This window comes from Ignavibacteriota bacterium (genome assembly GCA_013285405.1).
Taxonomy (GTDB): domain Bacteria; phylum Bacteroidota; class Ignavibacteria; order Ignavibacteriales; family Ignavibacteriaceae; genus IGN2.
The window spans coordinates 906,296-929,975 of record CP053446.1; the positions used below are offsets into that span (position 1 = coordinate 906,296).

A 23,680-nucleotide genomic window follows, 5' to 3' on the forward strand; every position below is an offset into this window, starting at 1 on the left:
ATAATGTTTTATAAATTACTTGTAGCGATTTTTTAGTGGAAGATAAAAATTATGACAATAAACAATTTAAAAATCTCTGATGAACGATTAAGAAATATCTGCCAAAAGTATCTTGTCAAAGAACTGGCGGTTTTTGGTTCAACTTTAACTTCTGATTTCAGAAATGACAGTGACATTGATCTACTATACACATTTCACGAGAAAGCGGAACACAGTCTTTTTAGTAAAGTCCGGATAAAAGCAGAAATTGAAGAATTGTTTGGAAGACCTGTTGATCTTATAAGTCGCAGAGCGATTGAAAACAGCCGTAACTTATATAAAAGAAAAGCAATACTTGAAAATCTAAAGATAATCTATGCAGCGTGACATCAGCTATTTTTCTGATATACTCGAATCATCAAAATTAGCTGTTGATTACTTGAAGAAAATTTCTTTCGAAGAGTTTACACGGAACACAGCTATTCAAGATGCTGTAATTCGCAGAATTGAAATTATTGGTGAAGCTGCAAATCGAATAAGTGACATATCAAGACAAATGTATGCCCATTTACCATGGATTGAGATGAAAGGAATGAGAAATCTCTTAATTCATGAATATGACGAAATTGACCTCAAAGAGGTTTGGAACACAGTTAAAAATGATTTGCCTTCTCTTATAAAAGAAATTGAAAAAATTCTGAATTAACTGTACTCATCCCAACTCTTTACCGGTAATGAGTCCGTTGTAAATTGCTGAAGTGCTTTTATAAATCTTTTAGTTGCCTGAACATTTGTGAACAGAGGAATATTTAGGTCAACAGCTTTTCTTCTGATAATGTAATCACTGTCAAGCTCAACTTTCTCTGCTGTCTTCGGGATGTTTATCACCATATCAATTTCACCATTGCTGAGATAAGTTAGAATTGAAGGTTCCTTCTCATCAAAAGGTCTGTAAAGAACTTCAACATCAATTCCATTCAGCCTGTAATAATCAGAAGTCCCTTTTGTGCCGTAAAATTTCAATCCCATTTCTTTCAATGCAAGAATATCTTCAAGAAGTTCTGCTTTATTTTTTGGAGTTCCTGTTGAAAGAAGAGCAGCTTTCTGCGGAATTTTTTGTCCGGTTGATAAAACACTTTTCAGAAATGCTTCGTTGAAATCATCACCAAGACAAGCAACTTCACCTGTTGATGACATTTCAACTCCGGTAACAGGATCAGATCCTTTCAATCTGGTAAATGAAAACTGAGAAGCTTTTACCCCAACATAATCGAGATCAAAGGATGACTTATCAATCTTAGCAACTTTCTCACCGAGCATAATTCTCGTTGCAATATCAATGAAATTTATCTTCAATGTTTTGGAAACGAACGGAAAACTCCGCGATGCACGCAGATTGCATTCGATCACTTTCACATCGTTATCTTTTGCAATAAATTGAATATTGAATGGTCCGTTAATTTCAAACTCCTTTGCAATATTCTTCGTGATAATTTTTACTCTTCTCATCGTTTCGAGATAAGTTCTTTGCGGCGGGAGAACAATAGTTGCATCGCCAGAATGAACGCCCGCATTTTCAACGTGTTCAGCAATTGCATAACAAAAAAGTTCACCGTGATCAGCAACTGCATCAATTTCAATTTCGCGCGCATCAGTAATAAACTTACTGATAACAACGGGATGTTCTCTGTTCAACTCTGTTGCTTTTCGTAAATATGTTTCAAGTTCATCTTCTGTAAGTACAATACTCATCGCAGCACCGCTGAGTACATAACTTGGACGGATTAAAACAGGATAACCAACTTTTGCAGAAAACTTTTTCGCATCTGCAAGAGTTGTAACTTCATTCCATTCCGGTTGATCAATTTCCAGTTTATCCAGAATTTTTGAAAACTTATGCCGGCTTTCGGCATTATCAATCTGGATTGGTGAAGTGCCGATAATTTTTACACCAGCATTGTGAAGCTTCATTGCAAGATTATTTGGAACCTGTCCACCCATTGAAACAATAACGCCTTCAGGATTTTCGAGATCACAAATATCAAGAACTCTTTCCAGTGTTAACTGCTCGAAATATAATTTATCGCAAATATCATAATCAGTACTTACGGTTTCAGGATTGCAATTAATCATAATTGATTTGTTGCCACTATTGTTAATGGCATTTACCGCAGTCACACAACACCAATCAAACTCAACAGATGAACCAATTCTATAAGCACCTCCACCAATCACAGCTATCTGTTGTTTTTCCCTGCCTGCCGGCAAGGCAGGATTTACCGATATATCATGTTCATTTCCGTGATAAGTTAAATAAAGATAATTTGTTTGCGCCGGATATTCGGCAGCCATTGTATCAATTTGTTTTACAACCGGAAGAACACTAAGTGCTTTTCTTTTTCGTCTTACTTCATCTTCAGTTGAATTAACTAATTCAGCAATTTGAAGATCAGAAAATCCATTTTGCTTTGCTTCTTTCATTAAAGTGAAATTGAATTCAGTGATTTGTTTTTGTTTCAGCTTTGATTCTGTATCAACAATATTTTTCATTTTAAAGAGAAACCAGGGCGTGATCCTAGTTAGCTGATGAATCTTTTCAACTGAATATCCTCTTTGCAATGCAACTGCGATAGCAAAAATTCTTTTATCGGTTGGCTGAGATAGTTCTTTATCAAGATTCTCAAACTGCAAATCGTTGCATACAAATCCTTTCAGACCAACATCAAGCATTCTGATTGCTTTCTGCAGAACTTCTTCAAAACTTCGTCCGAGTGACATAACTTCACCAACTGATTTCATCTCCGAACCAAGCTGAGTGCTCACCTGTTGAAATTTTTGTAAATCCCATCTGGGAAATTTTAGAGCAACATAATCAAGTGCAGGCTCAAAGCAGGCAGAAGTTTCCCGTGTAATACTGTTTTCAACTTCATTCAATGCATATCCGAGTGCAAGTTTTGTTGCGATAAATGCAAGCGGATAACCAGTTGCTTTTGATGCGAGCGCGGAACTTCTGCTTAGTCGAGCATTAACTTCAATTATTCTGTAATCATCCGAGTTTGGATCAAGTGCGTATTGAATATTACATTCACCGATTATTCCAATATGACGAATTAATTTTATTCCAATTGAACGAAGCTTGAAATTTTCTTGCGCTGAAAGTGTTTGCACCGGTGCAATTACAACACTGTCTCCGGTATGAATACCCATCGGATCAATATTTTCCATTGAGCAAGTAGTGATGCAATTATCATATTTGTCACGAACAATTTCGTATTCAACTTCTTTCCAGCCGTAAAGTGATTCTTCAATTAAAATCTGATTAGTGTATTTGAAAGCTTTCTCAGCTTTTTCTTTCAACTCCATTTCATTATTTACAATTCCTGAACCAAGTCCGCCAAGTGCATAAGCAATTCTCACCATCACTGGAAATCTGATTTCGTTAGCTGCGTTTATTGCTTCATCAATATTTTTTGCAGTTTTACTTCTCGCAACTTTCAACCCTATTTCTGTACACTTGTTTGCAAACAACAGTCTGTCTTCAGTGTCTTTGATTGCTTCAACCGGTGTTCCGAGTACCTGAACATTATGTTTTTTAAGAATTCCTTTGTCAAATAATTGAACGCCAACATTTAACGCTGTCTGTCCGCCAAATTGCAAAAGAATACTTTCCGGTTGTTCTTTTTCAATTACTCTTTCAACAAACTCAGCAGTGATCGGAAGGAAATAAACTTTATCTGCAAAGTTAGCGGAGGTTTGAATCGTAGCGATGTTAGGATTAACAAGAACGGAAGTAATTCCATCTTCCTTCAATGCTTTGATTGCTTGCGAGCCGGAGTAATCGAACTCACCTGCCTGGCCTATCTGCAAAGCTCCCGAGCCGAGGATTAATACTTTTTTTGGTTTTCGTTTTTTTATCATAAAGTTCTATCCAATGTCATTCTGAACTTGGTTCAGAATCTTGATTCTGATTTCAGATCCTGAAATAAACCTGCCTGACGGCAAGACAGGTTCAGGATGACAGTTCTTGTTTTTGTCATGCTGAACTTGTTTCAGCATCTTTATCCATTAAATCTATAGATAAATCTGTCCATTCCTTATTTAGTGATTCAATCAAATTTATTTTCCATCGCCTGTGCCAGTTCTTCAATTGTTTTTCTCGATGAATTGCATCTTCAATGCTATTACACGTTTCATAGTAAACTAGTTTTGTTATATTGTATTTTCTCGTGAATCCTTCAATTAATTTATTTTTATGTTCATACATTCTTCTTACCAAATCATTTGTAACTCCAATATAAAGTGTCTTTGAGGTATTCGTTAATATGTACACATAATAATTTTTCAAAATGAATTAATATCCTACAAACCCAGATCCTGAAATAAATTCAGGATGACAGTCCTTTTTCTTGTCATATTGAACTTGTTCAGCATCTTGATTCTGATTTCAGATCCTGAAATAAACCTGCCTGACGGCAAGACAGGTTCAGGATGACAGCCTGCTCTTTTGTCATTCTAAACTCGTTCCTCTCAAAAAAGTCCATTAGTCAGAATTTAAATTTTTACTCTCATAATCTGAAACAAACCTGTATTATTGTCAGGTAGGTTCGGAATATTCCAACAACATTCTTATTTAATCATTATTTTTTAAGAGGGAGAACTCGAATCCTGTGTCTTGCTTCATCCACTACCACAAGAGTTCCTTCTTTCAAGTAACTTTCTACTTGTTTTAAAACCAAGATCAGTTTCTTTCCAAAATATTCAGGAGTGATATTATTAGATCTAATTTGTATCACACTCGGACCATTTTCGCCCGAATGAGCTAAGATTGCTCCAAAATCTAAATCGTGAGTTAATATTACATAATTGTTCTTCTTTGCATATTCAAACAGGATTGAATCAGATTCGCTGCCCTTACCAATCTTTGACCAATGAACACATTCAAATCCCGCCTCATTAAGATAATTCTCCCAAGAAGGGGAAAGATTCATACCAATAAGTATTTTCATTGAGAGAAAAAATTATTTGAAGTCGAAAGGGATTTCTTTTTCTTCAACCCGCCATGCAGCATAATTTAGTGCCTGCTGTATATCTTCTGCTTCAAGGTAAGGATACAGTTTAATTACTTGATCAAAAGTATTTCCTGCAGCTATAAGTCCAACAATTGTCCCGACAGTCACTCTTAACCCACGAATACATGGTTTCCCACCCATAACTTCCGGATTAATTGTAATTCTATCTAGTTTTTCCATTGTAAATCCTATTAAAAATAGTAGTGGTTCTTAGAAAATTAAGTAATGTAAAATTAATAAAATAACCTTTAATAGCTCATTGTTTAATGTTTGCAGCTTTATTTCAATGCACGCACAAACATATCAAAAATAAATTCACAGTCATCAGGACCGGGAGAGGCTTCCGGATGAAACTGTGCTGCAAAAAATGGTTTTGATATATGAATTATTCCTTCGTTAGTTCCATCATTATCATTAATAAACCATTCACGCCAATCCTGCGGAAGTGAATCTGATTTAACTGCATATCCATGATTCTGTGAAGTTATGTAACATCTTTTCGTTCCCATTTCATTGCACGGCTGGTTGTGTCCACGATGACCGTATTTTAATTTATATGTATCAGCACCTGCAGCAAGCGCAAGTATTTGTGAGCCAAGACAGATTCCAAGTATTGGAATATTTTTTTCCATGGCTTTTCGAGTATGTTCGATTGTGGCAACATTCATCTTCGGATCACCGGGACCATTTGACAACATTATTCCATCGGCTTTTATACTCGTAAAGTCATAATCGTATGGAACCCGAATTACGGAAATGTTTCTTCCAAGAAATGCACGGATAATATTATTCTTTGTTCCGCAATCAACTAAAATTATTTTTTTACTTCCGGCAGAATATTCAACAGGTTCATTTACAGAAACTTCTTTTACCAGATCAGTTTTATTTGGATCTGAATAAGTTGTAGTTGTACTTTCATCGAAAACAATTTTTCCAAGCATTGTTCCTTTATCACGAAGTTTTCTTGTTAACATACGAGTATCAATTCCTGTGATAGCTGGAATCTTTTCTTGCTTCAGCCAATCGCCAAGAGATTTTTTTGCACTCCAGTGAGAAAATTCATTCGAGTAGTTTGAAACAATTAATCCACGAACTTGAATTTTGTCGGATTCAAAATTTTTGGAAATGCCATTTGAACTTTCTTTATCTGGAATTCCATAATTACCAATCAATGGATATGTACAGACAAGTATTTGTCCTCTGTAAGATGGATCTGTTAATGTTTCGGGATAACCAACCATTCCGGTATTGAAAACAACTTCACCATTTGTGTTACCTTCATAACCAAAGCTGATTCCTTCAAATTCGGAACCATCTTCCAGAATTAATTTTACATTATTTTTTAGAGATGATATTTTTTCAAAAGATGTCATCTCTTCAGTTTCAATTTGATTCATCATAATAAATTCAGGCAAAAAAATAGTCCGGGTTTGCCGGACTGGTTAATTCAAACTTAAGATCAGTATTATCAGAGTATTATTTTTTTTGTTCACTAATAGTTAAGAATATTTTGACAAATATAATTCCAGTTGATAACTAATCCAATCCGAATCGAGCAAACATAAACTTTTCGTTTAGGAAAAATACCTGTTGCATTTAATTTAACTTTTATTATAATTGTACTGAAAATTAATCTGTTCTTAACAATAGAGATATTTTTTGAAGATACTCTTAACAGTTCTAATCTTATATCCTTCACTTTTCAATCGTATAATCAACAAATTTTATTTAAACTATTCACACAACCATTAATGAGTAAAAAACCAAAGATTTTTATTCTTGATACGAATGTCATTCTCCACGATTCATCCTGTATTAATCAGTTTGAGGAGAATGATGTCGTAGTTCCACTGACTGTTCTTGAAGAACTTGATCAGTTCAAGAGAGGAAGTCAGGTTATTAATCTTAACGCAAGAGAATTTTCCCGCACACTTGATTCGCTAACCGGTCAGGATATTTTTAACGGTGGTGTTTCGATGGGTGAAGGAAGAGGACAATTGCGTATTGCAATTTCACGAGGACTTTCACCCGAAATCCGTGAAGTATTTAAAGAAGACACACCTGATCACAGGATACTTGGAACCGCACTTGAATGGCAAAAAAAATATAAAGAAACGAATATCGTAATACTTGTTACTAAAGATGTAAACCTCCGGATGAAAGCTAAAGCACTTGGAATTCCTGCTGAGGATTACACAACAGATCGGATCGGAAGTATCGAAGAACTTTACAGCGGTAAACAAGTGATAGAAGATTTTGATGATGATAAAATTATTGAGCTTTTCCAACCGCCGTTTGAAGTTCCCGCAGAACCTTTGCTCGACAGGTTAAATGGCGAAGCTTTTGCAAATAAATATTTTATCCTTCGAAATGGAAATCGTTCTGTGCTTGCTAACCTTGACCAAGACAAAGAACATCTGAGAAAAATTGATAAAAATGTTATTTATGGAATCACTCCACGAAATGCCGAACAAACTTTCGCTGTCGATGCTCTAACAAATCAGGATATTCAATTAGTTTCCTTAACTGGAAAAGCCGGTACTGGAAAAACTTTACTTGCATTAGCAAGTGCACTTCACGTAAGAAAATATTATCGTCAGATTTTTGTTGCACGACCCATCGTTCCACTTAGCAACAAAGATATTGGATTTCTTCCCGGTGATGTTGAAAGCAAGCTTGCACCTTATATGACTCCGTTGTGGGATAATTTGAAAGTAATCCAGGATCAATTTCCTGAAACAGATAAAAATCATCAGCTCATAGATTCATTAATTAAAGAAGAAAAATTAGTAATCGAAGCTTTATCCTACATAAGGGGAAGAAGTTTGCAAAGAATTTTCTTTATAGTTGATGAAGCACAAAACTTAACTCCGCACGAGATTAAAACAATTATCACTCGTGCAGGTGAAGGTTCAAAATTAGTTTTTACCGGAGATATTTACCAGATTGATCATCCGTATCTTGATGCACAATCGAACGGGCTTTCATATCTGATTGATAAATTCAAGGGTCAGAAACTTTACGCACACATAAATCTTGAAAAAGGTGAACGCAGCGAACTTGCTGAGTTAGCGAGTAATTTGTTGTAATTGTCATCCCGAACCTGCCTTGTCGTCAGGCAGGTTTATTTCGGGATCTCTTTTTGTATTCAGATTCTGATACCGGCGCAGATCCTGAAACCAGTTCACGATCACTTTGGTCATTTCGATTACACCATCATCTTCTATCAATTTTCTTGTAACTATTCTTCCCCGGTTTTCATTATACAATTTTTCTTCATTTTCATTTTGCCGATATTAACTTAGTGTAGAAGTAATAAAACATTTTCCGGATTTTATCAGAAATTAAAAAAATGACAAAGCAATCAGAAAATAGTATCAATCCACTCATTTCAATCATTATGGCTGTTTATAACAGAGATGATTATATCCGAAGAGCAGTTGACTCTGTGCTGAATCAATCTTACGATAACTGGGAACTGATTTCTGTTGATGATGGAAGCCGTGATTATTCTGCTTTTCTTCTGGAAGTTTACAAAGCATTCTCGAGTAAAATTAAAGTTGTATTGCAAAAACATAAATCTCTACCTTCTGCAAGAAATAATGGAATAAAACATTCAAGTGGCAGTTATATTACTTTTCTTGACAGCGATGACGAATTTTCAATAGACCACCTAAAACTGCGAATGGAATATTTGATTAATAACCAGCAAATAGATTTGCTTCGCGGCGGTGTAAAAATAATCGGCAATGAATTTGTACCTGATAAAGATAATCCTGATCAGCTTATTCATCTTTCAAGGTGTGTAATTGGTGCAACGTTTTTCGGGAAGAGAGAAGTTTTCACAAAACTTGAAGGATTCAGAGAGATTGCATATAGTGAAGATTCAGATTTTCTTGAAAGAGCAAAAAATTATTTCAATATAATGAAGATTGATTTTCCAACATACATCTATCACAGAGACACGCCTGATAGCATTACGAATACATTTATCAAAAATCAATGATTAACCATTAAGAAGTTGATAAGATGAGGAGTAGTTGGTATGAGAAATACTTAAAGCCCACTCCTAAATGATATTGTTCAAAATATAGTTCATCATTCATTATTCTTTATTCGATATTCAATCTTCATTCCAATAACGAATATCGAACAAGGAATTTCGAAGTCTGAAATGCCGAATAAACACTGGACTTACTTCAACAAAACCATCTTCTTAGTCTCAACAAGTTCCCCAGCTTTTCCATCTTTGTTTTGCAAAGCCGAGACAAGCAACTGATAAAAATAAATCCCATTGGAAAGCCTCACCCCGTCCCTCTCCAAAGGAGAGGGCAGAACGATTTTTCCAACTTCATTTTAATAAAACTAATTTCTTTGTTTCACTAAATTTCTGTCCTGAGCTTGTCGAAGGATCACCTGCAGTTAATCTATAAAGGTAAACTCCACTTGGAAGGTTACTGCCATCAAATTCTATTTCATATTCTCCAGCTGGTTTTTCTTCGTTGACGAGTGTTGCGACTTCTCTTCCGAGAACATCGTAAACTTTTAAAGTAACAAAACCGATTACCGGTAACCGATAACTGATTAGCGTACTAGGATTAAACGGGTTGGGGTAGTTTGGGGAAAGTGAAAACTCATTTACAAATGGAATCTCCACTTCTACAATTTGTGAATATTCAAACGTACCATCGTAATCAATTTGTTTAAGTTTGTATTGATATTTACCTGGCTTAATATTGTTATCGGTGAATGAGTGCTTAGCTTCTGTTGTTGTTCCGTGTCCTGGAACAAAACTAATTATATTCCATCCATTGCTTTGTAAATTACTTGATAAGTTGTTGTCCGGCCAATTGTTCCGTTAAGCGATAAAGATTTCGGTTTACTTCCGGGTGATGTTGAAAGCAAACTTGCACCGTATATGACTCCACTTTGGGATAACCTGAAAGTAATCCAGGATCAATTTTCTGAAACAAATAATAATCATCAACTCATAGATTCATTAATTAAAGAAGAAAAATTTGTAATCGAAGCTTTATCCTACATAAGGTGAAGAAGTTTGCAGAGAATTTTCTTTATTGTTGATGAAGCACAGCATTTAACTCCGCACGAAATTAAGACGATAATCACACGTGCCGGAGAAGGTTCAAAATTAGTTTTCACCGACGATATTTATCAGATAGATCATCCTTACCTCGATGCACAATCGAATCGGCTTTCTTATCTGATTGATAAATTCAAAGGTCAGAAACTTTACGCTCACATAGATCTTGAAAAAGGTGAACGAAGCGAACTGGCTGAATTAGTAAGTAACTCATTGTAATCTATTCTTAGAATCTGATAGATAAGTAAGACTTTACTGAGCATTAGCCGGTACAGATTTGTTTACATCCTCAACATCAAAGTATTCTTCTAAAATAATCTCGGCTTCAGCTTTCTTGAAATTATCTCTAATCAAGTTCTTTAAATCTTGAATCGCCCCTGCATGAATTTCCTCATCCAAATCTTCATTAAGCTCGATGGTTTGCTCGTACTTTAATTTCGCTTTTTCAAATTCTCCCAAACACAAATAGCTAAGAGCAATATTGTATTGCGCGTATAATGCAGTTGAGTCCAGTGCAATTGTTTTTTGGGAATATTCAATGCACTTTTGATAATCTCCCTTTAAATAATAAATCCATCCAACACTACCAAACGCATAAGTACACGTTGAATCATTTGCCATTGCAAGATCAAAAATTACTAAAGCTTTGTTGTAATCATCTTTTTTATAATAATCATAAGCCACAGTTGAGTATAACGTACAATTGTCAATATAGTTTTTAACTCTGCTTCTATAAATTTTCCAGTGATGATCTAAATTATTTAGAATGGACAGATACTCAAACCTAAATGGACCAATTTCAGGATACTTTTCTAACTCCATTAAGGTTGTATAAGAAGCCAGAGCATAATCATAAATAACATCGATAACATTAATATTTTCAACTTTGAATGAGATTCCCAATGAACTGTAATCTTTATCAGAGTAACGCTTTACAGATTTCGATTCCGGATTATCTTTAGAAAGAAGTTCGAGTGCTACTTCCTGATCACCATCATTTAATGCTAAAATATAGCCTTCAATTACAGCAACGATTTCTTTCTTTATATCAGGGTTGATGTTCAAATCGTTTAAATTACTTGGAGGGATGTATTCTTTGCTAATCAAAGTTGAATCCAGGTCAACACCAAAATAGGCAGATAAATTTGTTAACAAATTTTCGACCCCTAGTTGCTTTTGAAAATCGATTTGCCAACCAGTCATTTCTTCTACCTTCAATACATCAGAAACAAATGACATGTAATCTTCTTTGGATACAAAATTTTCATTGAGATTAAATTCCCACCTGATGAGAACTGAATCCTGGAATTCTTCAATAACTTGTTTAAAGCTGAAGTAATTATTAATGACTGAATCGCTTTCAGGACAGTTTTTTATTAATGAGTATTTCCACGGGGCTATCAGCAATTCGTTACCTTTAAGTGTAAATTTGAACGGAAAAACATAGTCAAACCGACGTTCCTCTTCGAATGGAAGAGTAATCGAAAAAAAGACAAATGCTAAACTAATACTGCTTGAATAATGAAATAATGTGTATTCTTTCGTTGGTTGAAGATAATCGAATGTCATAAATTGTTTATACCCATCTTCGTAGTTTAAACCATTCTCATGATTAATATCCTGAACTTTGGCTACTTGATAAAAGTAAGAATCAAATAATTCTTTTAGAAAGTTTTCAAATTCTGATTTCGAATAATATTCCAAAAGACTGGAAAAATAATCGTTGAAAACACCTAGTCCTTCCATTTCTATAATTCCACTTAATGAATCGTCATGGGCATTCATAGTTAAATTGAAAATACCGATATTCTTTTCTGAGACAACTGATGGTGTTAACATAAATCGAACATCATTTTCATCTAGCACCAATGACCATCTGTTTTGGTTATTATAACCAAGATGTGGGTATGCATCAAGTTCAGATGTAGGATCCAGCCAAAACTCAACGCTATCTAATTGTACAAAAACAATCAAGTGATCAAAATATTGTGTCGGTAAAAACTTTTGATGTTCTCTGTAAGAATATGTACTGATTAATGCCGGATAAGCTGTAATATTAACAGCCTGAAGGAGTGACAATAAAAGAACAACCTGGTCTTTACAGTCACCATATTTATTTCTTAGCACATCATCAGCAGAATGTGGCTTAAGACCACCACGATCAAGGTCAGCCTGAATGTAATCGACTTCTGTTCTTACATAATCATAAAGTTTTTTAATTTTTTCCGTAGATGTTTTTTCATCAGCAGTAAGCTCAGATGCTTTCATCTTTAATATTTCCGAAACAGAAATTTCAGAACTAATTATAGAATAAACCCAATCTCCAAAAATTTTCCAATCAGGAATTGAACTGACCGTAATCAAAGGCATAACTTCATATAGAGAAGGCATTCTACTTTCAAGCTTAAATGATGGCAAATCCTGAAGTTCCCAGGTGTATATTGCCATACCATTCTCTATTTTCTTTTCTTCATCAATTTCAGCATTGATTACTTCTGCCCGGAAAGATTCTGTTTCAGAAACGGAAAGTGTAAAACGCGATAGTTTAACCGGATCAATTCTCAGGTAGTACGGATCACTTAAACTATAAAGAACATAATTGAAACCGAATGATTCGAACCAGTAATTTGCAACCATATGTAATTTCATTTTAGCTGTAAGCTGGTATTCAAAAAATTTTCCTGGCTTTAATGCTGGAAGAGAAAATGCAATTATTTTTGAATCAGTATAAGTGTTTACCCCGAAATAATCAGGATAAGTTTTTATCTGGATTGCGTCCTTGGAAACTTCAATAAAGGATTCGTCCGAATCTATTGTTCGCGCATAATCCAGTTTCAAGTCCTCATAATAGCTATTAAACGTCACTGGGATCTGGTTATAATCTTCTTTAGCTTTTTCGTCAAATATTTGTCCAATTACATGATAGGTAACACTAAACAGTCCTCCTTCATCGACAGTCATCTCTGCTTCTCTCAAATGAATTACCGCACCCGTATCACTTTCAGCACCGGTTGTGTTTTCTATAATGGCTTTCGCTTCCGGACTTATACCTGATTTTTCTTCGGTTGGATTAAGTTCATTCTGCGAATTTATATTATTTATCCAGAGTGAGTTGAGTGTTATGATAAAAACAAATTTTTTCATTTTTACTTATACTAAGTTTGTTGAAATTATTTTTTAGAAAGTTTGGTTTACGTAACGCCTATTTAAATTCTCATCAATTCAATTTTGTCATAGTATTGTAAGATATTTGTAAAAAAAAATTCACTGACTATTAAAGTTATTTTATAAAAACCATCTTCATTGTTTCAACGAATTCGCCAGCTTTTAGCTGATAAAAATAAATCCCGCTTGCAATATCAGGACTGGAGTCCTGACCTACGATGAACTCAACTTCATACTCACCAGCAGGTTTTTCTTCGTTAACGAGTGCTGCGACTTCTCTTCCGAGAACATCGTAAACTTTTAAAGTAACAAAACCGATTACAGGTAACCGATAACTGATTACCGTACTTGGGTTAAACGGGTTGGGATAGTTTTGCTCAAGAATAAATTCAGAAGTCACTAAATTATTTGTTTCATCAATAACATTAATAATATCAGATAAATTGCGCTTCCAAACTCCTTTCCCCCGTAAACCAATAAAAATGTTTGAGTCCTTAACAGCATATGAACTAACACCAATATCAGGTAAACCAGTGCTATAGTTATACCAGTAAGTTCCATTATTTGTAGATGCAAAAAGTCCCCCATCAAAATTACCGGCATAGATTTTTATTCCATCATAAAAGAGGGACCATATATCCAAATTTGTAAGACCTGAGTTTACCCCAGACCAATTTGATCCAAAATTTGTAGAAATGAATACCCCTCCGCCTGTTCCAGCAAAAATATTTGATCCGTTATAAGTCAAAGAAAGAATATACGTGTATGTTAATCCTAAGCTTACTTCCGTCCAATTTAAAGCATTATCGTTAGACACAAACACTCCCTCAGTAGTACCTGCGAATATATAAGTACCATTAATAACAAGGCAATTAATCTCTGGATTTGTTAGCCCGGTGTTCATTAATGACCAAGTGCTACCATTACTCGGTGATCGGAATACACCGTAACCCGTTCCCGCAAATAAATAATTTTCGTTTCTTGATAAACAAGAAATGAATGTGTCAACAAGTCCAGTACTTGTCCAAGTTGAACCGTCATTTGTTGATTTAAAGATTCCGACTTCAGTACCTGTAAAAAGATTGTTTCCACTGACCATCATACATTCTACATCCTCACCTATTATTCCAGAACCTGTTTGAGACCAGTTTGTGCCATTGTCAGTTGATACAAGCACCCCACCTCCCCATGTCCCAGCAAAAAGTTTAGTACCTTTAACTACAAGCGAAGATATGACTGAATTTGCAATGCCACGACTGGAATAGACCCAACTGGTCCCAAAATTTGTTGAGAGAAAAACTCCATTATAAGTTCCTGCAAATAAAATATTTTCTCTAAAAACTAAACTTCCAATATGTCTGTTTAATAAACCGGTGCTAACTTCATTCCATGTCGATCCATTATTTGTAGAACGAAATATACCGTCATAAGTTCCAGCAAAAAGATTACTGGCACTATTTGTTATAGAGGTAATATAGAAATTAGTTAAACCGGAGTTTACTTCAACCCAGTTTGCCCCATTGTTTGTAGAACGAAAAACACCACCAGCAGTACCTGCATAGAGATTCATACCATTAACTGCAATTGTATACACTAGTTGATTTGTTAATCCATTGCTTGCTGGATTCCAGCTTACTCCATAATTCGTCGATATGAAAACTCCTCCATATACACCCGCAAAAAGATTGTTCTCTTTGACGACTAAAGAATATATTCTGGTTTTTAAACCTGAGTTTGCTTCAATCCAATTTGTTCCATTATTTGTTGAAATGAAAACCCCGCTATCAGTACCTGCGAACACATATGTTCCATTATTGGCTAAAGATGAGATGAATTTATTTGTTAGGCCTAGACTCATCTCAATCCAATTTAATCCATTATTTGTGCTAAGAAAAATTCCATCGCCTGTTCCGACAAAAATATTTGATTCACTTACAGTAAAAGAACTTATTATGGTATTTGATAATCCCGTATTCACCCCTATCCAATCTTGACCATCGTTTGTAGATCGAAAAATGCCGTCATAAGTTCCAGCAAAAATCATTGTACCACCAACAGCAAAAGAAGTGACTCCACCACCATACGGCCCATTAGTTTGTTGCCAGGCATTCTGTGCAGATATAGTAATCGAAAGAATAAAAACCATGAGAGATATTTTAAGGATTCGCATTCTACACTCCAATAAAATTATACTTAACAGAAACTTAAGAAAATAAAACGTGAATGTCACGTTAGATTAAGATTAAGAGTATGAGTAAGAGAAAGAAAGGCGTATTCTTACTCTTAATCATACTCTTTCTCTTACTCTTACTCTGTGATTCTTATCCTTGTATTTCACTCATCAATCCATTAATTTGATGTTTCGATTTCTGACTAAAACAAACAAAAAAACAGGAAATTTGCTCTGATTAGTGTAATTGTCATTCCGGCGATTCCGACATAGTCGGAAGAGTCAGGAATCTGGTTCACCAGAACGCCCCTCAGATGCTGGACAAGCCAGAATGACAACACTCTCGTTCCAAGCTAATTGGAGTAATAAGTAAAAATTCTAACATTTATTAGAGTATAACTAAGGAAAATTATGGCTAATGATTATAAAAAAAGTCCTGAAATTGATGAAGTAGAAACCAGAGAATGGCTTTACTCGCTTGATTATGTTTTTGAACACGGCGGACCAGAAAGAGTAAAAGAACTTTTACAGCAGCTTCAGATCCGCGCTCACAAAGCCGGTGTTCAGATTCCGTTCACTGCAAACACTCCGTACATAAATACAATTCCAAGAGAAAAGCAGCCACCATTTCCGGGCAACCGTGAAATTGAAAGAAGAATAAAATCACTTCTTCGTTGGAATGCTATGGCAATGGTTGTTAAAGCAAACAAGTTGGAAGCAGGTATAGGAGGGCACATTTCGACTTATGCAAGTGCTGCAACTTTATTCGAAATCGGTTTTAATCACTTTTTCAGAGGAAGAGGAAATGGATATGAAGGTGACCAGGTTTACTTTCAAGGTCACGCATCTCCGGGAATTTATGCTCGTGCATTTCTCGAAGGAAGAATTTCAAAAGAACAATTAAAAAATTTCAGAAACGAATTTGCAGAAGGTGGTGGATTGTCGTCCTATCCTCATCCATGGCTGATGCCAAACTTCTGGGAATTCCCAACTGTGTCAATGGGACTCGGACCAATTATGGCAATCTACCAGGCAAGATTCAACAGATATCTTGAAGACCGTGGATTAAAGAAAGATACTGGCAGCAAAGTCTGGGCATTTCTTGGTGATGGTGAAACAGATGAACCCGAAACTCTCGGTGCAATCACGCTTGCATCAAGAGAACAACTTGATAATTTAATTTTTGTAATCAATTGTAATCTTCAAAGACTTGATGGACCTGTTCGCGGAAATGGAAAAATTATTCAGGAACTCGAAGCAGCTTTTCGCGGCGCAGGTTGGAATGTGATAAAAGTTATCTGGGGCGAAGATTGGGATCCGCTTCTTGAAAAGGATAAAGATGGAAAGCTTATTAAGCGAATGGGTGAAGTTGTTGATGGTCAGTACCAGAAATACACAGTTGAAGGCGGTGCATACATTCGAGAACATTTCTTTGGTGTTGATGAAGAGTTGAAAGATATGGTTGAAAATATGTCTGATGAAGAATTGAAAAAAATGAAAAGAGGCGGACACGATCCTGAAAAAGTTTATGCGGCTTACAGCGCTGCGGTAAATCACGAAGGTTCGCCAACAGTTATTCTGGCAAAAACAATTAAGGGTTACGGACTCGGTGAAAGTGGTGAAGGGAAAAACATAACTCACCAGCAGAAAAAATTAAATGAAGATGAAATGAAAGAATTTCGTGCACGTTTTGGAATCCCGATTTCTGATGAACAGATCATTAATGATCCTTTCTTCAGACCTGATGAAGACAGCTCTGAAATAAAATATCTTACTGAAAGAAGAAAAGCTCTCGGCGGTTATCTTCCTTCAAGAAAAACAGATATTAAACCGTTAAAAACACCAGATGAATCTCTCTTCGAAGAATTCTATAAAGGAACTGAAGGTAGAGAAGTTTCAACGACAATGGTGTTCGTAAGAATTCTTGCTAAACTTCTTAAAGACCCTGAAGTTGGAAAACTAATAGTACCAATCGTTCCTGATGAAGCGAGAACATTTGGAATGGAATCACTCTTCAGACAGATTGGAATTTATGCGCATGCTGGACAGTTATACGAACCTGTTGATGCCGATAGTTTGCTTTATTACAAAGAAATTAAAAACGGACAAATACTTGAAGAAGGAATTACCGAAGCTGGCTCTATGTCTTCTTTCATTGCTGCAGGAACTTCCTATCTTACTCACGGATTGAATATGATTCCGTTTTTTATTTATTACTCTATGTTTGGATTGCAGAGAGTTGGTGATTTAGTTTGGGCTGCCGGTGATGCCGGAGTGAGAGGTTTTATGCTTGGTGGAACTTCCGGCAGAACAACATTGAATGGCGAAGGTTTGCAGCATCAGGATGGACATAGTCATCTTCTTGCTTATGCAGTTCCTAATATGGTTGCGTATGATCCTGCTTTTGCATTCGAGCTTTCAGTTATTATAAGGAACGGAATAAAAAGAATGTTTGAAGATCAGGAAAGAATTTTTTATTACATTACTTTGATGAATGAAAACTACCCGATGCCTGAAATGCCTGAAGGTGCGAAGGAAGGAATTCTGAAAGGAATGTACAAGTTCAAGTCTTCATCAATGAAGGACACTAAACTGAAAGCACAATTATTTGGAAGCGGAACAATTATTAATCAGGTTCTGCACGCACAGGAAATTCTTGAGAAGGATTACAATGTTTCAGCAGATGTGTGGAGTGTTACTAGTTATAAAGAATTGAGAAGAGAAGCACTCGATATTGAAAGATGGAATATGCTCAATCCAGATAAAAAGCAAAAAGATTCATACATCACGCAAATACTTGCGAAGGAAGAAGGTGTATTTGTAGCAGCTTCTGATTATGTAAAAGCGTTACCCGATTCTATTTCAAAATGGTTTCCTCGTAAATTGCATTCACTTGGAACTGATGGATTTGGAAGAAGCGCATCGAGAAAAGCATTACGGGATTTCTTCGAAGTTGATTACCGTCATATTGTTTATACAACACTCGGTGCTCTTGTTAAAGAAGGAAAAATAAAAGATACTGTTCTGGAAAAAGCAAAAAAAGATCTGGATATAAATCCGGATAAATTAAACCCGATGGTATCGTAGATAAGATTGAATAGCCACGGGCTTTAGCTCGTGGTTAACATAGCCAGGCTATAAATTGGTTTTAACCAAAACCTATTTTTATTTTGGCTAAAGCCAGGAAAATATTGATGGCTAATTTTTCCCCGACCTGAAGGTCGGGGCTATTTTGATTGAAATAAAAATCTAATAAAATAAATGGCAACAGAATTTAAACTACCTGAACTTGGTGAAAATATTGAATCAGCCGATATAGTAAATGTGCTGGTAAAAGTCGGCGATTCGATTGAAAAAGAACAATCAATTATCGAGATTGAAACTGATAAAGCAACTATAGAAGTTCCATCGAATGTTTCCGGAAAGATTACTGAGGTACTTGTTAAACAAGGCGATTCAGTAAAAGTCGGACAAACAATTATTAAAGTTGATGAAGGGGCTTCGTCTGACGACTACGCCCTCTTAAAAGGGTTAGACGTTAAAGGAGAATCAAAAACTGAATCAAAGTCACAAGCTAAAGCAGAGATAAAGAAAGAAGAGAAAAAACCTGAATCCAAAAAAGAGATTAAAGAACAAACTCAAACCGGTTCAGGAAATATTGTTGAGTTCAAAGTTCCGGATCTGGGCGAAAATATAGTTTCTGCTGATGTGATTAATGTTCTTGTTAAAGTTGGTGATACCATTGCAAAAGATCAGGGTGTAATTGAGATTGAAACCGATAAAGCTACTATTGAAGTTCCTTCTTCAGTCGAAGGAAAGATTATCAACGTGAATGTGAAAGCCGGAGATAAAATAAAAGTCGGCGATATACTTATAAAAGTGGAATCAACTTCTTCAGTTCCGGCCGCTAAAAAAGAACCGGTGAAAGAAAAAACAGAAGAAGTTAAAATTGAATCTCCTGCTACAATTGAAATTCCAAAAGGTGAAGTAAGTGAATTGAAAGTTGGCGAGCATGATGATCAGCCGCCGATATTAAAAGGCTCCGCCCCTGCAGCTCCTTCTGTAAGAAGAATTGCCCGTGAACTTGGAGTTGATATAAATAAAGTTCCTGGTTCAGGTCAGGCAGGAAGAATTTCAATGGATGATGTTAAGTCTTTTGTGAAAAAAATCATGCAAGGCAAAGGCGAAGCAATCGGATTTGGAATAAAGAAAGAAACTTTACCGGATTTTAGCAAATACGGAAAAATTGAACGCACGGCAATGAGCAAAATTCGTGAGAAAACTGCAACTCATTTAAGTTATGCATGGTCAGTTATTCCTCACGTTACACAATTCGATAAAACTGATATTACTGAATTCGAGAAAGATAGAAAAGAACTAAGTAAAAGAGTTGAAGAGCACGGTGCAAAGCTGACTGTAACAGGGATACTTATCAAAATTATTTCTGAAGGATTGAAAAAATTCCCCCAGTTCAACAGCAGTATTGATATGGATAAGATGGAAGTCATTTATAAAAAGTACATCAACATTGGAATTGCTGTTGATACGGAGAATGGTTTGCTTGTTCCGGTTATAAAAAATGCTGATAAGAAAAATCTAATTGATATTTCTGTTGAGCTGAACCAGTTAGCTCAGAAGGCACGCGATAAAAAATTATCACTTGATGAAATGCAAGGTGGTTGTTTTACAATTACTAATCTTGGTGGAATCGGTGGAACATATTTTACTCCGATAATTAATTCACCTGAAGTTGCAATTCTAGGAATATCCCGTGGGAATTATGAGCCTGTTTACAAAAAGGATGGAAGTTTTGAGCCGAGACTAATGCTTCCGCTTTCTCTTTCTTACGATCACCGGATTATTGATGGTGCTGATGCGATCAGATTTTTACGATGGGTTTGTGAAGCACTTGAAGAGCCATTGAAAATTTTTATGTAAGTTACAATAATTTTAATAGAACGCTGATGACGCTGATTGAGTAGATCAGCGCAGATCAGTTAAATCTGCATTATCTGCGTTCCATTTCTTAAAAGAAACTAATATGAGTGAACAAATTAAAATATGCGTAATCGGTGCCGGACCCGGTGGTTACGCTGCTGCTTTTCTTGCGGCTGATCTTGGAATGAATGTAACATTAATTGATAAAGAAAAAAATCCGGGCGGTGTTTGTCTTTACCGTGGCTGCATTCCATCGAAAGCACTGCTTCACGTTGCAAAACTTCTTGATGAAACTGAACATGCAAAAAACTGGGGAATAGAATTTTCGAAACCGAATATAAATCTTAATAAACTTCGTGAATGGAAAAATAAAGTTGTTGAAAAATTAACAAGCGGAGTCGGTTCAGTCGCAAAATTCAGAAAAGTAAATTACATACAGGGAACTGCATCATTTAAAAATTCCAAAACTTTGATCATTGAAAAAAGTGATGGCACAAATGAAGAAATGAGTTTTGATAAAATAATAATCGCAACAGGTTCGAGGATTACAACTATTCCATCACTTGATATTAAAAGTAAAAGACTACTTAATTCAACTTCTGCACTTGACCTTCCGGCAATTCCAAAATCACTTCTGGTAATTGGAGGAGGATACATTGGATTAGAACTCGGTTCAGTTTACCAGGCACTCGGTTCAAAAGTTTCTGTTGTTGAAATGCTTGATGGATTGCTTCCCGGTGCTGACCGCGATCTTGTTTCCCATCTCTCGAAAAGATTAAAAGAAAAATTTGATACTATTCTGCTCAACTCAAAAGTAGTCGAGATGCGGGAATCCGTTCCTTCGGGAAAGGAAGTGAAAGATGGAATACAAGTTAAGATTCAGGATGCAGAAGGAAAGATTACAGAACAAATTTATGATTATGTTTTAATGTCTATTGGAAGAAGACCTGATACAACTGGGCTTGCATTAGAAAACACAAAAGTAAAAGTAAACGAACGGGGATGGATAAAAGTTAACAACCAGATGCAGACAGACGATCCTGATATTTATGCGATTGGTGATATTGTTGGCGAACCGATGCTTGCTCACAAAGCTTCTCACGAAGGAAGAGTTGCTGTTGAAGTAATTGCAGGACACAAATCAGCATTTGAACCAATGGCAATTCCTGCTGTTGTCTTTACAGATCCGGAAATAGCGTGGGCTGGTTTAACAGAAAATCAGGCAAAAGAAAAAAAGATTGATTATGAAGTTGCAAAATTTCCCTGGGCTGCATCTGGACGAGCAGTTACACTTGACAGAAATGATGGCGTAACAAAAATCTTAGTTGATCCATCTTCACAAAGAATTCTTGGAATTGGAATTTGTGGTCCTGGTGCCGGTGAATTAATTGCTGAAGGAGTTCTTGCAATTGAAATGGGCGCAAACTTAACCGATCTTAAACTTACAATTCATCCTCATCCTACTTTATCAGAAACAATTATGGAAGCCGCTGAGGTTTTCTTTGGACAGAGCACACATGTTTACAGACCGAAGAAGAGTTAGTGTTAATACTCAACTCAACCCTACCCTTATCTTAAAAAGAGAAGGGATTGTTACTACTCACGTCGCATAATTAGGAAGCTTGTCAACAACATCAATTACACATCCGATTGACAATAATTCTCTTTCTTTCTAAGAGAGACCTGCCTGCTGGCAAAGGAAGGGATCAGAGAGAGTTCTTGCAAGCATTTAAACGATTTATGAATCACCTTTCGCATTGTTTAAGTAGGCTTGTTTTGATAATTTTCCACATCAATAATTAGAAATTAAAAGAGACAAAAGAATAGTTTATGACGAAACCACAGATATGGGTAGCAGCATTTTTAGCAGCGTTTATTTTACTTTTTATACTTCAGAGAGTAACGAAAAAAGAAGAAGCTCCATCACGTGATCTTTCTTCTCAAATGAATAATCAAATGACTGAAGAAAATACAACGGAGTTAAATGGAGCTCAGCTTATTTCAAATTTTGGCTGCACAAATTGTCACGGCAGTGATCTTGCTGGAACTAAAATGGCTCCAGCACTAAAAAATCTGTCTCAACATTGGGGAAAAGAATCTCTTCTTAATTATTTACGAAACCCAAATGATTTTATGGATGAAGCACGATTTAAAGAATACAGAGAAAAGTATCCAAACCAGATTATGCCTCCGTATGGAAATAAAAATATAAAAGATCTCGGAAAGATTGTTGATTATCTTTTACAGAAGTAGTGTTTCTTTTTTAAAAATATATTTTGAAACTACTTTTTGTAACCCTGTGTAATTTTGTGGATCTCGTGTTACACCTGGACTGACGGCACTAACATTATCTTAATCATCACTTTCAACTTTATTCATAAGATTAGAGCTTATCAACCTTAGATTACATTCAATATCTAAAATAAAAAGTTAATTTGCCTTTGAGTTTCTTTTTAAATTGTTTTGAGCATATGCTCATAATTTATTTTTAGAAAACAATGCCAAGACCAAGAAAACACAGAAGAATCTGTTGTAATCCATCAGCATATTATTTCAAGCCTCGGGAAATTCCAATGTATGAACTACAGGAATTTATTCTTGATCATGATGAACTGGAATCATTGAGACTTGCTGACCTACTTGCCTATTCTCACGAAAAAGCAGCAAAGAAAATAAAAATTTCCAGGGCTACCTTCGGACGGATCGTTGAAGCTGCACGAAAAAAAGTTACTGATGGAATCTTAAACGGTAAGGCAATCAGGATAAATGAAAATCATTAACTAAAAACTTAATATAATGTTCTACTCAAAAACGGAGATATTAAAATGAATAACCAGGCAAATACTTTCAAAGGGAAAATTGCAATCGCAACGAACGACCAGCATAGAGTAACAGGACACATTGGAAGGTGCAGAGCCTTTATGGTTTATGAAATTGATGGTGAAAAAATTGTGAATAAAGAATTGCGAGAGAATAATTTCACTAACCACAGAAGAGGCGGTGAACATCACCATTCTCATGGAGAAGGCGGTGAACACAAACACACTCACCTGATTGAAGGATTAAAGGATTGTAAATATTTAATATCAAGCGGAGGAGGATGGCGAGTTGTCGAGGATTTAAAGCTGCACAACATTTCGACTCTCTTCACAGATGTTGAAATGATTGAAGATGCCGTGAATATGTTCATAAAGGGTGAACTTAAAAATGAATCGAATTTAGTTTGTGACCATAATCATTAGAGCAGAAAATATGTAC

General features: G+C 35.7%; 19 protein-coding genes and 1 pseudogene. 11 read left to right on the forward strand and 9 right to left on the reverse strand.

What is annotated here, in order from left to right:
• Window positions 1-57 precede the first annotated feature (57 nt).
• Both HND39_03935 and HND39_03940 read left to right on the forward strand, forming a co-directional pair.
• The gene (locus HND39_03935) at window positions 58-366 is read left to right on the forward strand and encodes a nucleotidyltransferase (GenBank protein ID QKJ97872.1); all 309 of its coding nucleotides are present in this window, start codon (window positions 58-60) and stop codon (window positions 364-366) included.
• Window positions 356-685, forward strand: a complete 330-nt coding sequence (locus HND39_03940) for a DUF86 domain-containing protein (protein ID QKJ95496.1) — start codon at window positions 356-358, stop codon at window positions 683-685. The genes HND39_03935 and HND39_03940 overlap by 11 nt, the downstream gene beginning before the upstream one ends.
• Here HND39_03940 and carB read toward each other — a convergent pair.
• The 5 genes from carB to carA form a co-directional block, all read right to left on the reverse strand.
• Window positions 682-3,897 carry a carbamoyl-phosphate synthase (glutamine-hydrolyzing) large subunit gene (gene carB / locus HND39_03945; GenBank protein QKJ95497.1) on the reverse strand — a complete coding sequence of 1,072 codons (3,216 nt, stop codon included), beginning with the start codon at window positions 3,895-3,897 and terminating at the stop codon, window positions 682-684. The two genes, HND39_03940 and carB, sit on opposite strands and share 4 nt — an antisense overlap.
• 115 nt (window positions 3,898-4,012) lie before the next feature.
• Window positions 4,013-4,327 (reverse strand): GIY-YIG nuclease family protein, encoded by a 315-nt coding sequence (locus HND39_03950; protein ID QKJ97873.1) that lies wholly within the window; start codon window positions 4,325-4,327, stop codon window positions 4,013-4,015.
• A 289-nt stretch (window positions 4,328-4,616) separates the two neighbouring features.
• The gene (locus HND39_03955) at window positions 4,617-4,985 is read right to left on the reverse strand and encodes a DUF5615 family PIN-like protein (GenBank protein ID QKJ95498.1); all 369 of its coding nucleotides are present in this window, start codon (window positions 4,983-4,985) and stop codon (window positions 4,617-4,619) included.
• A 12-nt stretch (window positions 4,986-4,997) separates the two neighbouring features.
• Entirely contained in the window at window positions 4,998-5,228 is a 231-nt protein-coding gene (locus HND39_03960; GenBank protein QKJ95499.1) for a DUF433 domain-containing protein, read from the reverse strand.
• Window positions 5,229-5,326: 98 nt separating this feature from the next.
• Window positions 5,327-6,448 (reverse strand): glutamine-hydrolyzing carbamoyl-phosphate synthase small subunit, encoded by a 1,122-nt coding sequence (gene carA / locus HND39_03965; GenBank protein QKJ95500.1) that lies wholly within the window; start codon window positions 6,446-6,448, stop codon window positions 5,327-5,329.
• Between the two features lie 351 nt (window positions 6,449-6,799).
• Between carA and HND39_03970 the strand changes: the two genes are divergently transcribed.
• Window positions 6,800-8,137, forward strand: a complete 1,338-nt coding sequence (locus tag HND39_03970; protein QKJ95501.1) for a PhoH family protein — start codon at window positions 6,800-6,802, stop codon at window positions 8,135-8,137.
• A gap of 3 nt (window positions 8,138-8,140) precedes the next feature.
• Here the strand turns inward: HND39_03970 and HND39_03975 are convergent, their stop codons facing one another.
• Entirely contained in the window at window positions 8,141-8,317 is a 177-nt protein-coding gene (locus tag HND39_03975; protein ID QKJ95502.1) for a hypothetical protein, read from the reverse strand.
• 83 nt (window positions 8,318-8,400) lie between these two features.
• Here HND39_03975 and HND39_03980 point away from each other — a divergent pair, with 83 nt between their 5' ends.
• Window positions 8,401-9,054, forward strand: coding sequence for a glycosyltransferase family 2 protein (locus tag HND39_03980; protein QKJ95503.1), 654 nt, complete (start codon window positions 8,401-8,403; stop codon window positions 9,052-9,054).
• 345 nt (window positions 9,055-9,399) lie between these two features.
• Here HND39_03980 and HND39_03985 read toward each other — a convergent pair whose 3' ends face one another.
• Window positions 9,400-9,849, reverse strand: a complete 450-nt coding sequence (locus HND39_03985; GenBank protein ID QKJ97874.1) for a T9SS type A sorting domain-containing protein — start codon at window positions 9,847-9,849, stop codon at window positions 9,400-9,402.
• Window positions 9,850-9,885: 36 nt separating this feature from the next.
• On the opposite strand from HND39_03985, the pseudogene HND39_03990 reads away from it, so the two are divergent.
• Window positions 9,886-10,368 (forward strand): annotated as a pseudogene (locus HND39_03990) (ribonuclease).
• Between the two features lie 33 nt (window positions 10,369-10,401).
• Here HND39_03990 and HND39_03995 read toward each other — a convergent pair.
• Together HND39_03995 and HND39_04000 are read right to left on the reverse strand one after the other, a co-directional pair.
• Complete coding sequence (locus tag HND39_03995; protein QKJ95504.1) at window positions 10,402-13,293, reverse strand: DUF3857 domain-containing protein; 2,892 nt, start codon at window positions 13,291-13,293, stop codon at window positions 10,402-10,404.
• Between the two features lie 136 nt (window positions 13,294-13,429).
• A complete protein-coding gene (locus HND39_04000; protein ID QKJ97875.1) occupies window positions 13,430-14,218 on the reverse strand; it encodes a T9SS type A sorting domain-containing protein in 789 nt (262 codons plus the stop codon).
• 1,677 nt (window positions 14,219-15,895) lie between these two features.
• On the opposite strand from HND39_04000, the gene aceE reads away from it, so the two are divergent.
• From aceE to HND39_04030, 6 genes are all read left to right on the forward strand, one after another.
• On the forward strand, window positions 15,896-18,571 hold the full coding sequence (gene aceE, locus HND39_04005; GenBank protein QKJ95505.1) for a pyruvate dehydrogenase (acetyl-transferring), homodimeric type: 2,676 nt from the start codon (window positions 15,896-15,898) through the stop codon (window positions 18,569-18,571).
• A gap of 174 nt (window positions 18,572-18,745) precedes the next feature.
• Window positions 18,746-20,422, forward strand: coding sequence for a dihydrolipoyllysine-residue acetyltransferase (gene aceF / locus HND39_04010; protein ID QKJ95506.1), 1,677 nt, complete (start codon window positions 18,746-18,748; stop codon window positions 20,420-20,422).
• Between the two features lie 103 nt (window positions 20,423-20,525).
• Window positions 20,526-21,965: a dihydrolipoyl dehydrogenase gene (gene lpdA, locus HND39_04015; protein QKJ95507.1), complete on the forward strand. Its 1,440-nt coding sequence runs from the start codon at window positions 20,526-20,528 to the stop codon at window positions 21,963-21,965.
• Window positions 21,966-22,252: 287 nt separating this feature from the next.
• The gene (locus HND39_04020) at window positions 22,253-22,675 is read left to right on the forward strand and encodes a cytochrome c (GenBank protein ID QKJ95508.1); all 423 of its coding nucleotides are present in this window, start codon (window positions 22,253-22,255) and stop codon (window positions 22,673-22,675) included.
• A 245-nt stretch (window positions 22,676-22,920) separates the two neighbouring features.
• Window positions 22,921-23,202, forward strand: coding sequence for a DUF134 domain-containing protein (locus HND39_04025; GenBank protein ID QKJ95509.1), 282 nt, complete (start codon window positions 22,921-22,923; stop codon window positions 23,200-23,202).
• 45 nt (window positions 23,203-23,247) lie between these two features.
• Window positions 23,248-23,664 (forward strand): iron-molybdenum cofactor biosynthesis protein, encoded by a 417-nt coding sequence (locus HND39_04030; GenBank protein ID QKJ95510.1) that lies wholly within the window; start codon window positions 23,248-23,250, stop codon window positions 23,662-23,664.
• Window positions 23,665-23,680: the final 16 nt, after the last annotated feature.

What these genes read in the sequence shown, in the direction of transcription:
- HND39_03940 (QKJ95496.1), top strand. Translation starts at nt 356, where the DNA reads ATGCAGCGTGACATCAGCTATTTTTCTGATATACTCGAATCATCAAAA.
- carB (QKJ95497.1), bottom strand. Translation starts at nt 3,897, where the DNA reads ATGATAAAAAAACGAAAACCAAAAAAAGTATTAATCCTCGGCTCGGGA.
- HND39_03955 (QKJ95498.1), bottom strand. Translation starts at nt 4,985, where the DNA reads ATGAAAATACTTATTGGTATGAATCTTTCCCCTTCTTGGGAGAATTAT.
- HND39_03960 (QKJ95499.1), bottom strand. Translation starts at nt 5,228, where the DNA reads ATGGAAAAACTAGATAGAATTACAATTAATCCGGAAGTTATGGGTGGG.
- carA (QKJ95500.1), bottom strand. Translation starts at nt 6,448, where the DNA reads ATGATGAATCAAATTGAAACTGAAGAGATGACATCTTTTGAAAAAATA.
- HND39_03970 (QKJ95501.1), top strand. Translation starts at nt 6,800, where the DNA reads ATGAGTAAAAAACCAAAGATTTTTATTCTTGATACGAATGTCATTCTC.
- HND39_03980 (QKJ95503.1), top strand. Translation starts at nt 8,401, where the DNA reads ATGACAAAGCAATCAGAAAATAGTATCAATCCACTCATTTCAATCATT.
- HND39_03995 (QKJ95504.1), bottom strand. Translation starts at nt 13,293, where the DNA reads ATGAAAAAATTTGTTTTTATCATAACACTCAACTCACTCTGGATAAAT.
- HND39_04000 (QKJ97875.1), bottom strand. Translation starts at nt 14,218, where the DNA reads ATGAACACCGGGCTAACAAATCCAGAGATTAATTGCCTTGTTATTAAT.
- aceE (QKJ95505.1), top strand. Translation starts at nt 15,896, where the DNA reads ATGGCTAATGATTATAAAAAAAGTCCTGAAATTGATGAAGTAGAAACC.
- aceF (QKJ95506.1), top strand. Translation starts at nt 18,746, where the DNA reads ATGGCAACAGAATTTAAACTACCTGAACTTGGTGAAAATATTGAATCA.
- lpdA (QKJ95507.1), top strand. Translation starts at nt 20,526, where the DNA reads ATGAGTGAACAAATTAAAATATGCGTAATCGGTGCCGGACCCGGTGGT.
- HND39_04020 (QKJ95508.1), top strand. Translation starts at nt 22,253, where the DNA reads ATGACGAAACCACAGATATGGGTAGCAGCATTTTTAGCAGCGTTTATT.
- HND39_04025 (QKJ95509.1), top strand. Translation starts at nt 22,921, where the DNA reads ATGCCAAGACCAAGAAAACACAGAAGAATCTGTTGTAATCCATCAGCA.
- HND39_04030 (QKJ95510.1), top strand. Translation starts at nt 23,248, where the DNA reads ATGAATAACCAGGCAAATACTTTCAAAGGGAAAATTGCAATCGCAACG.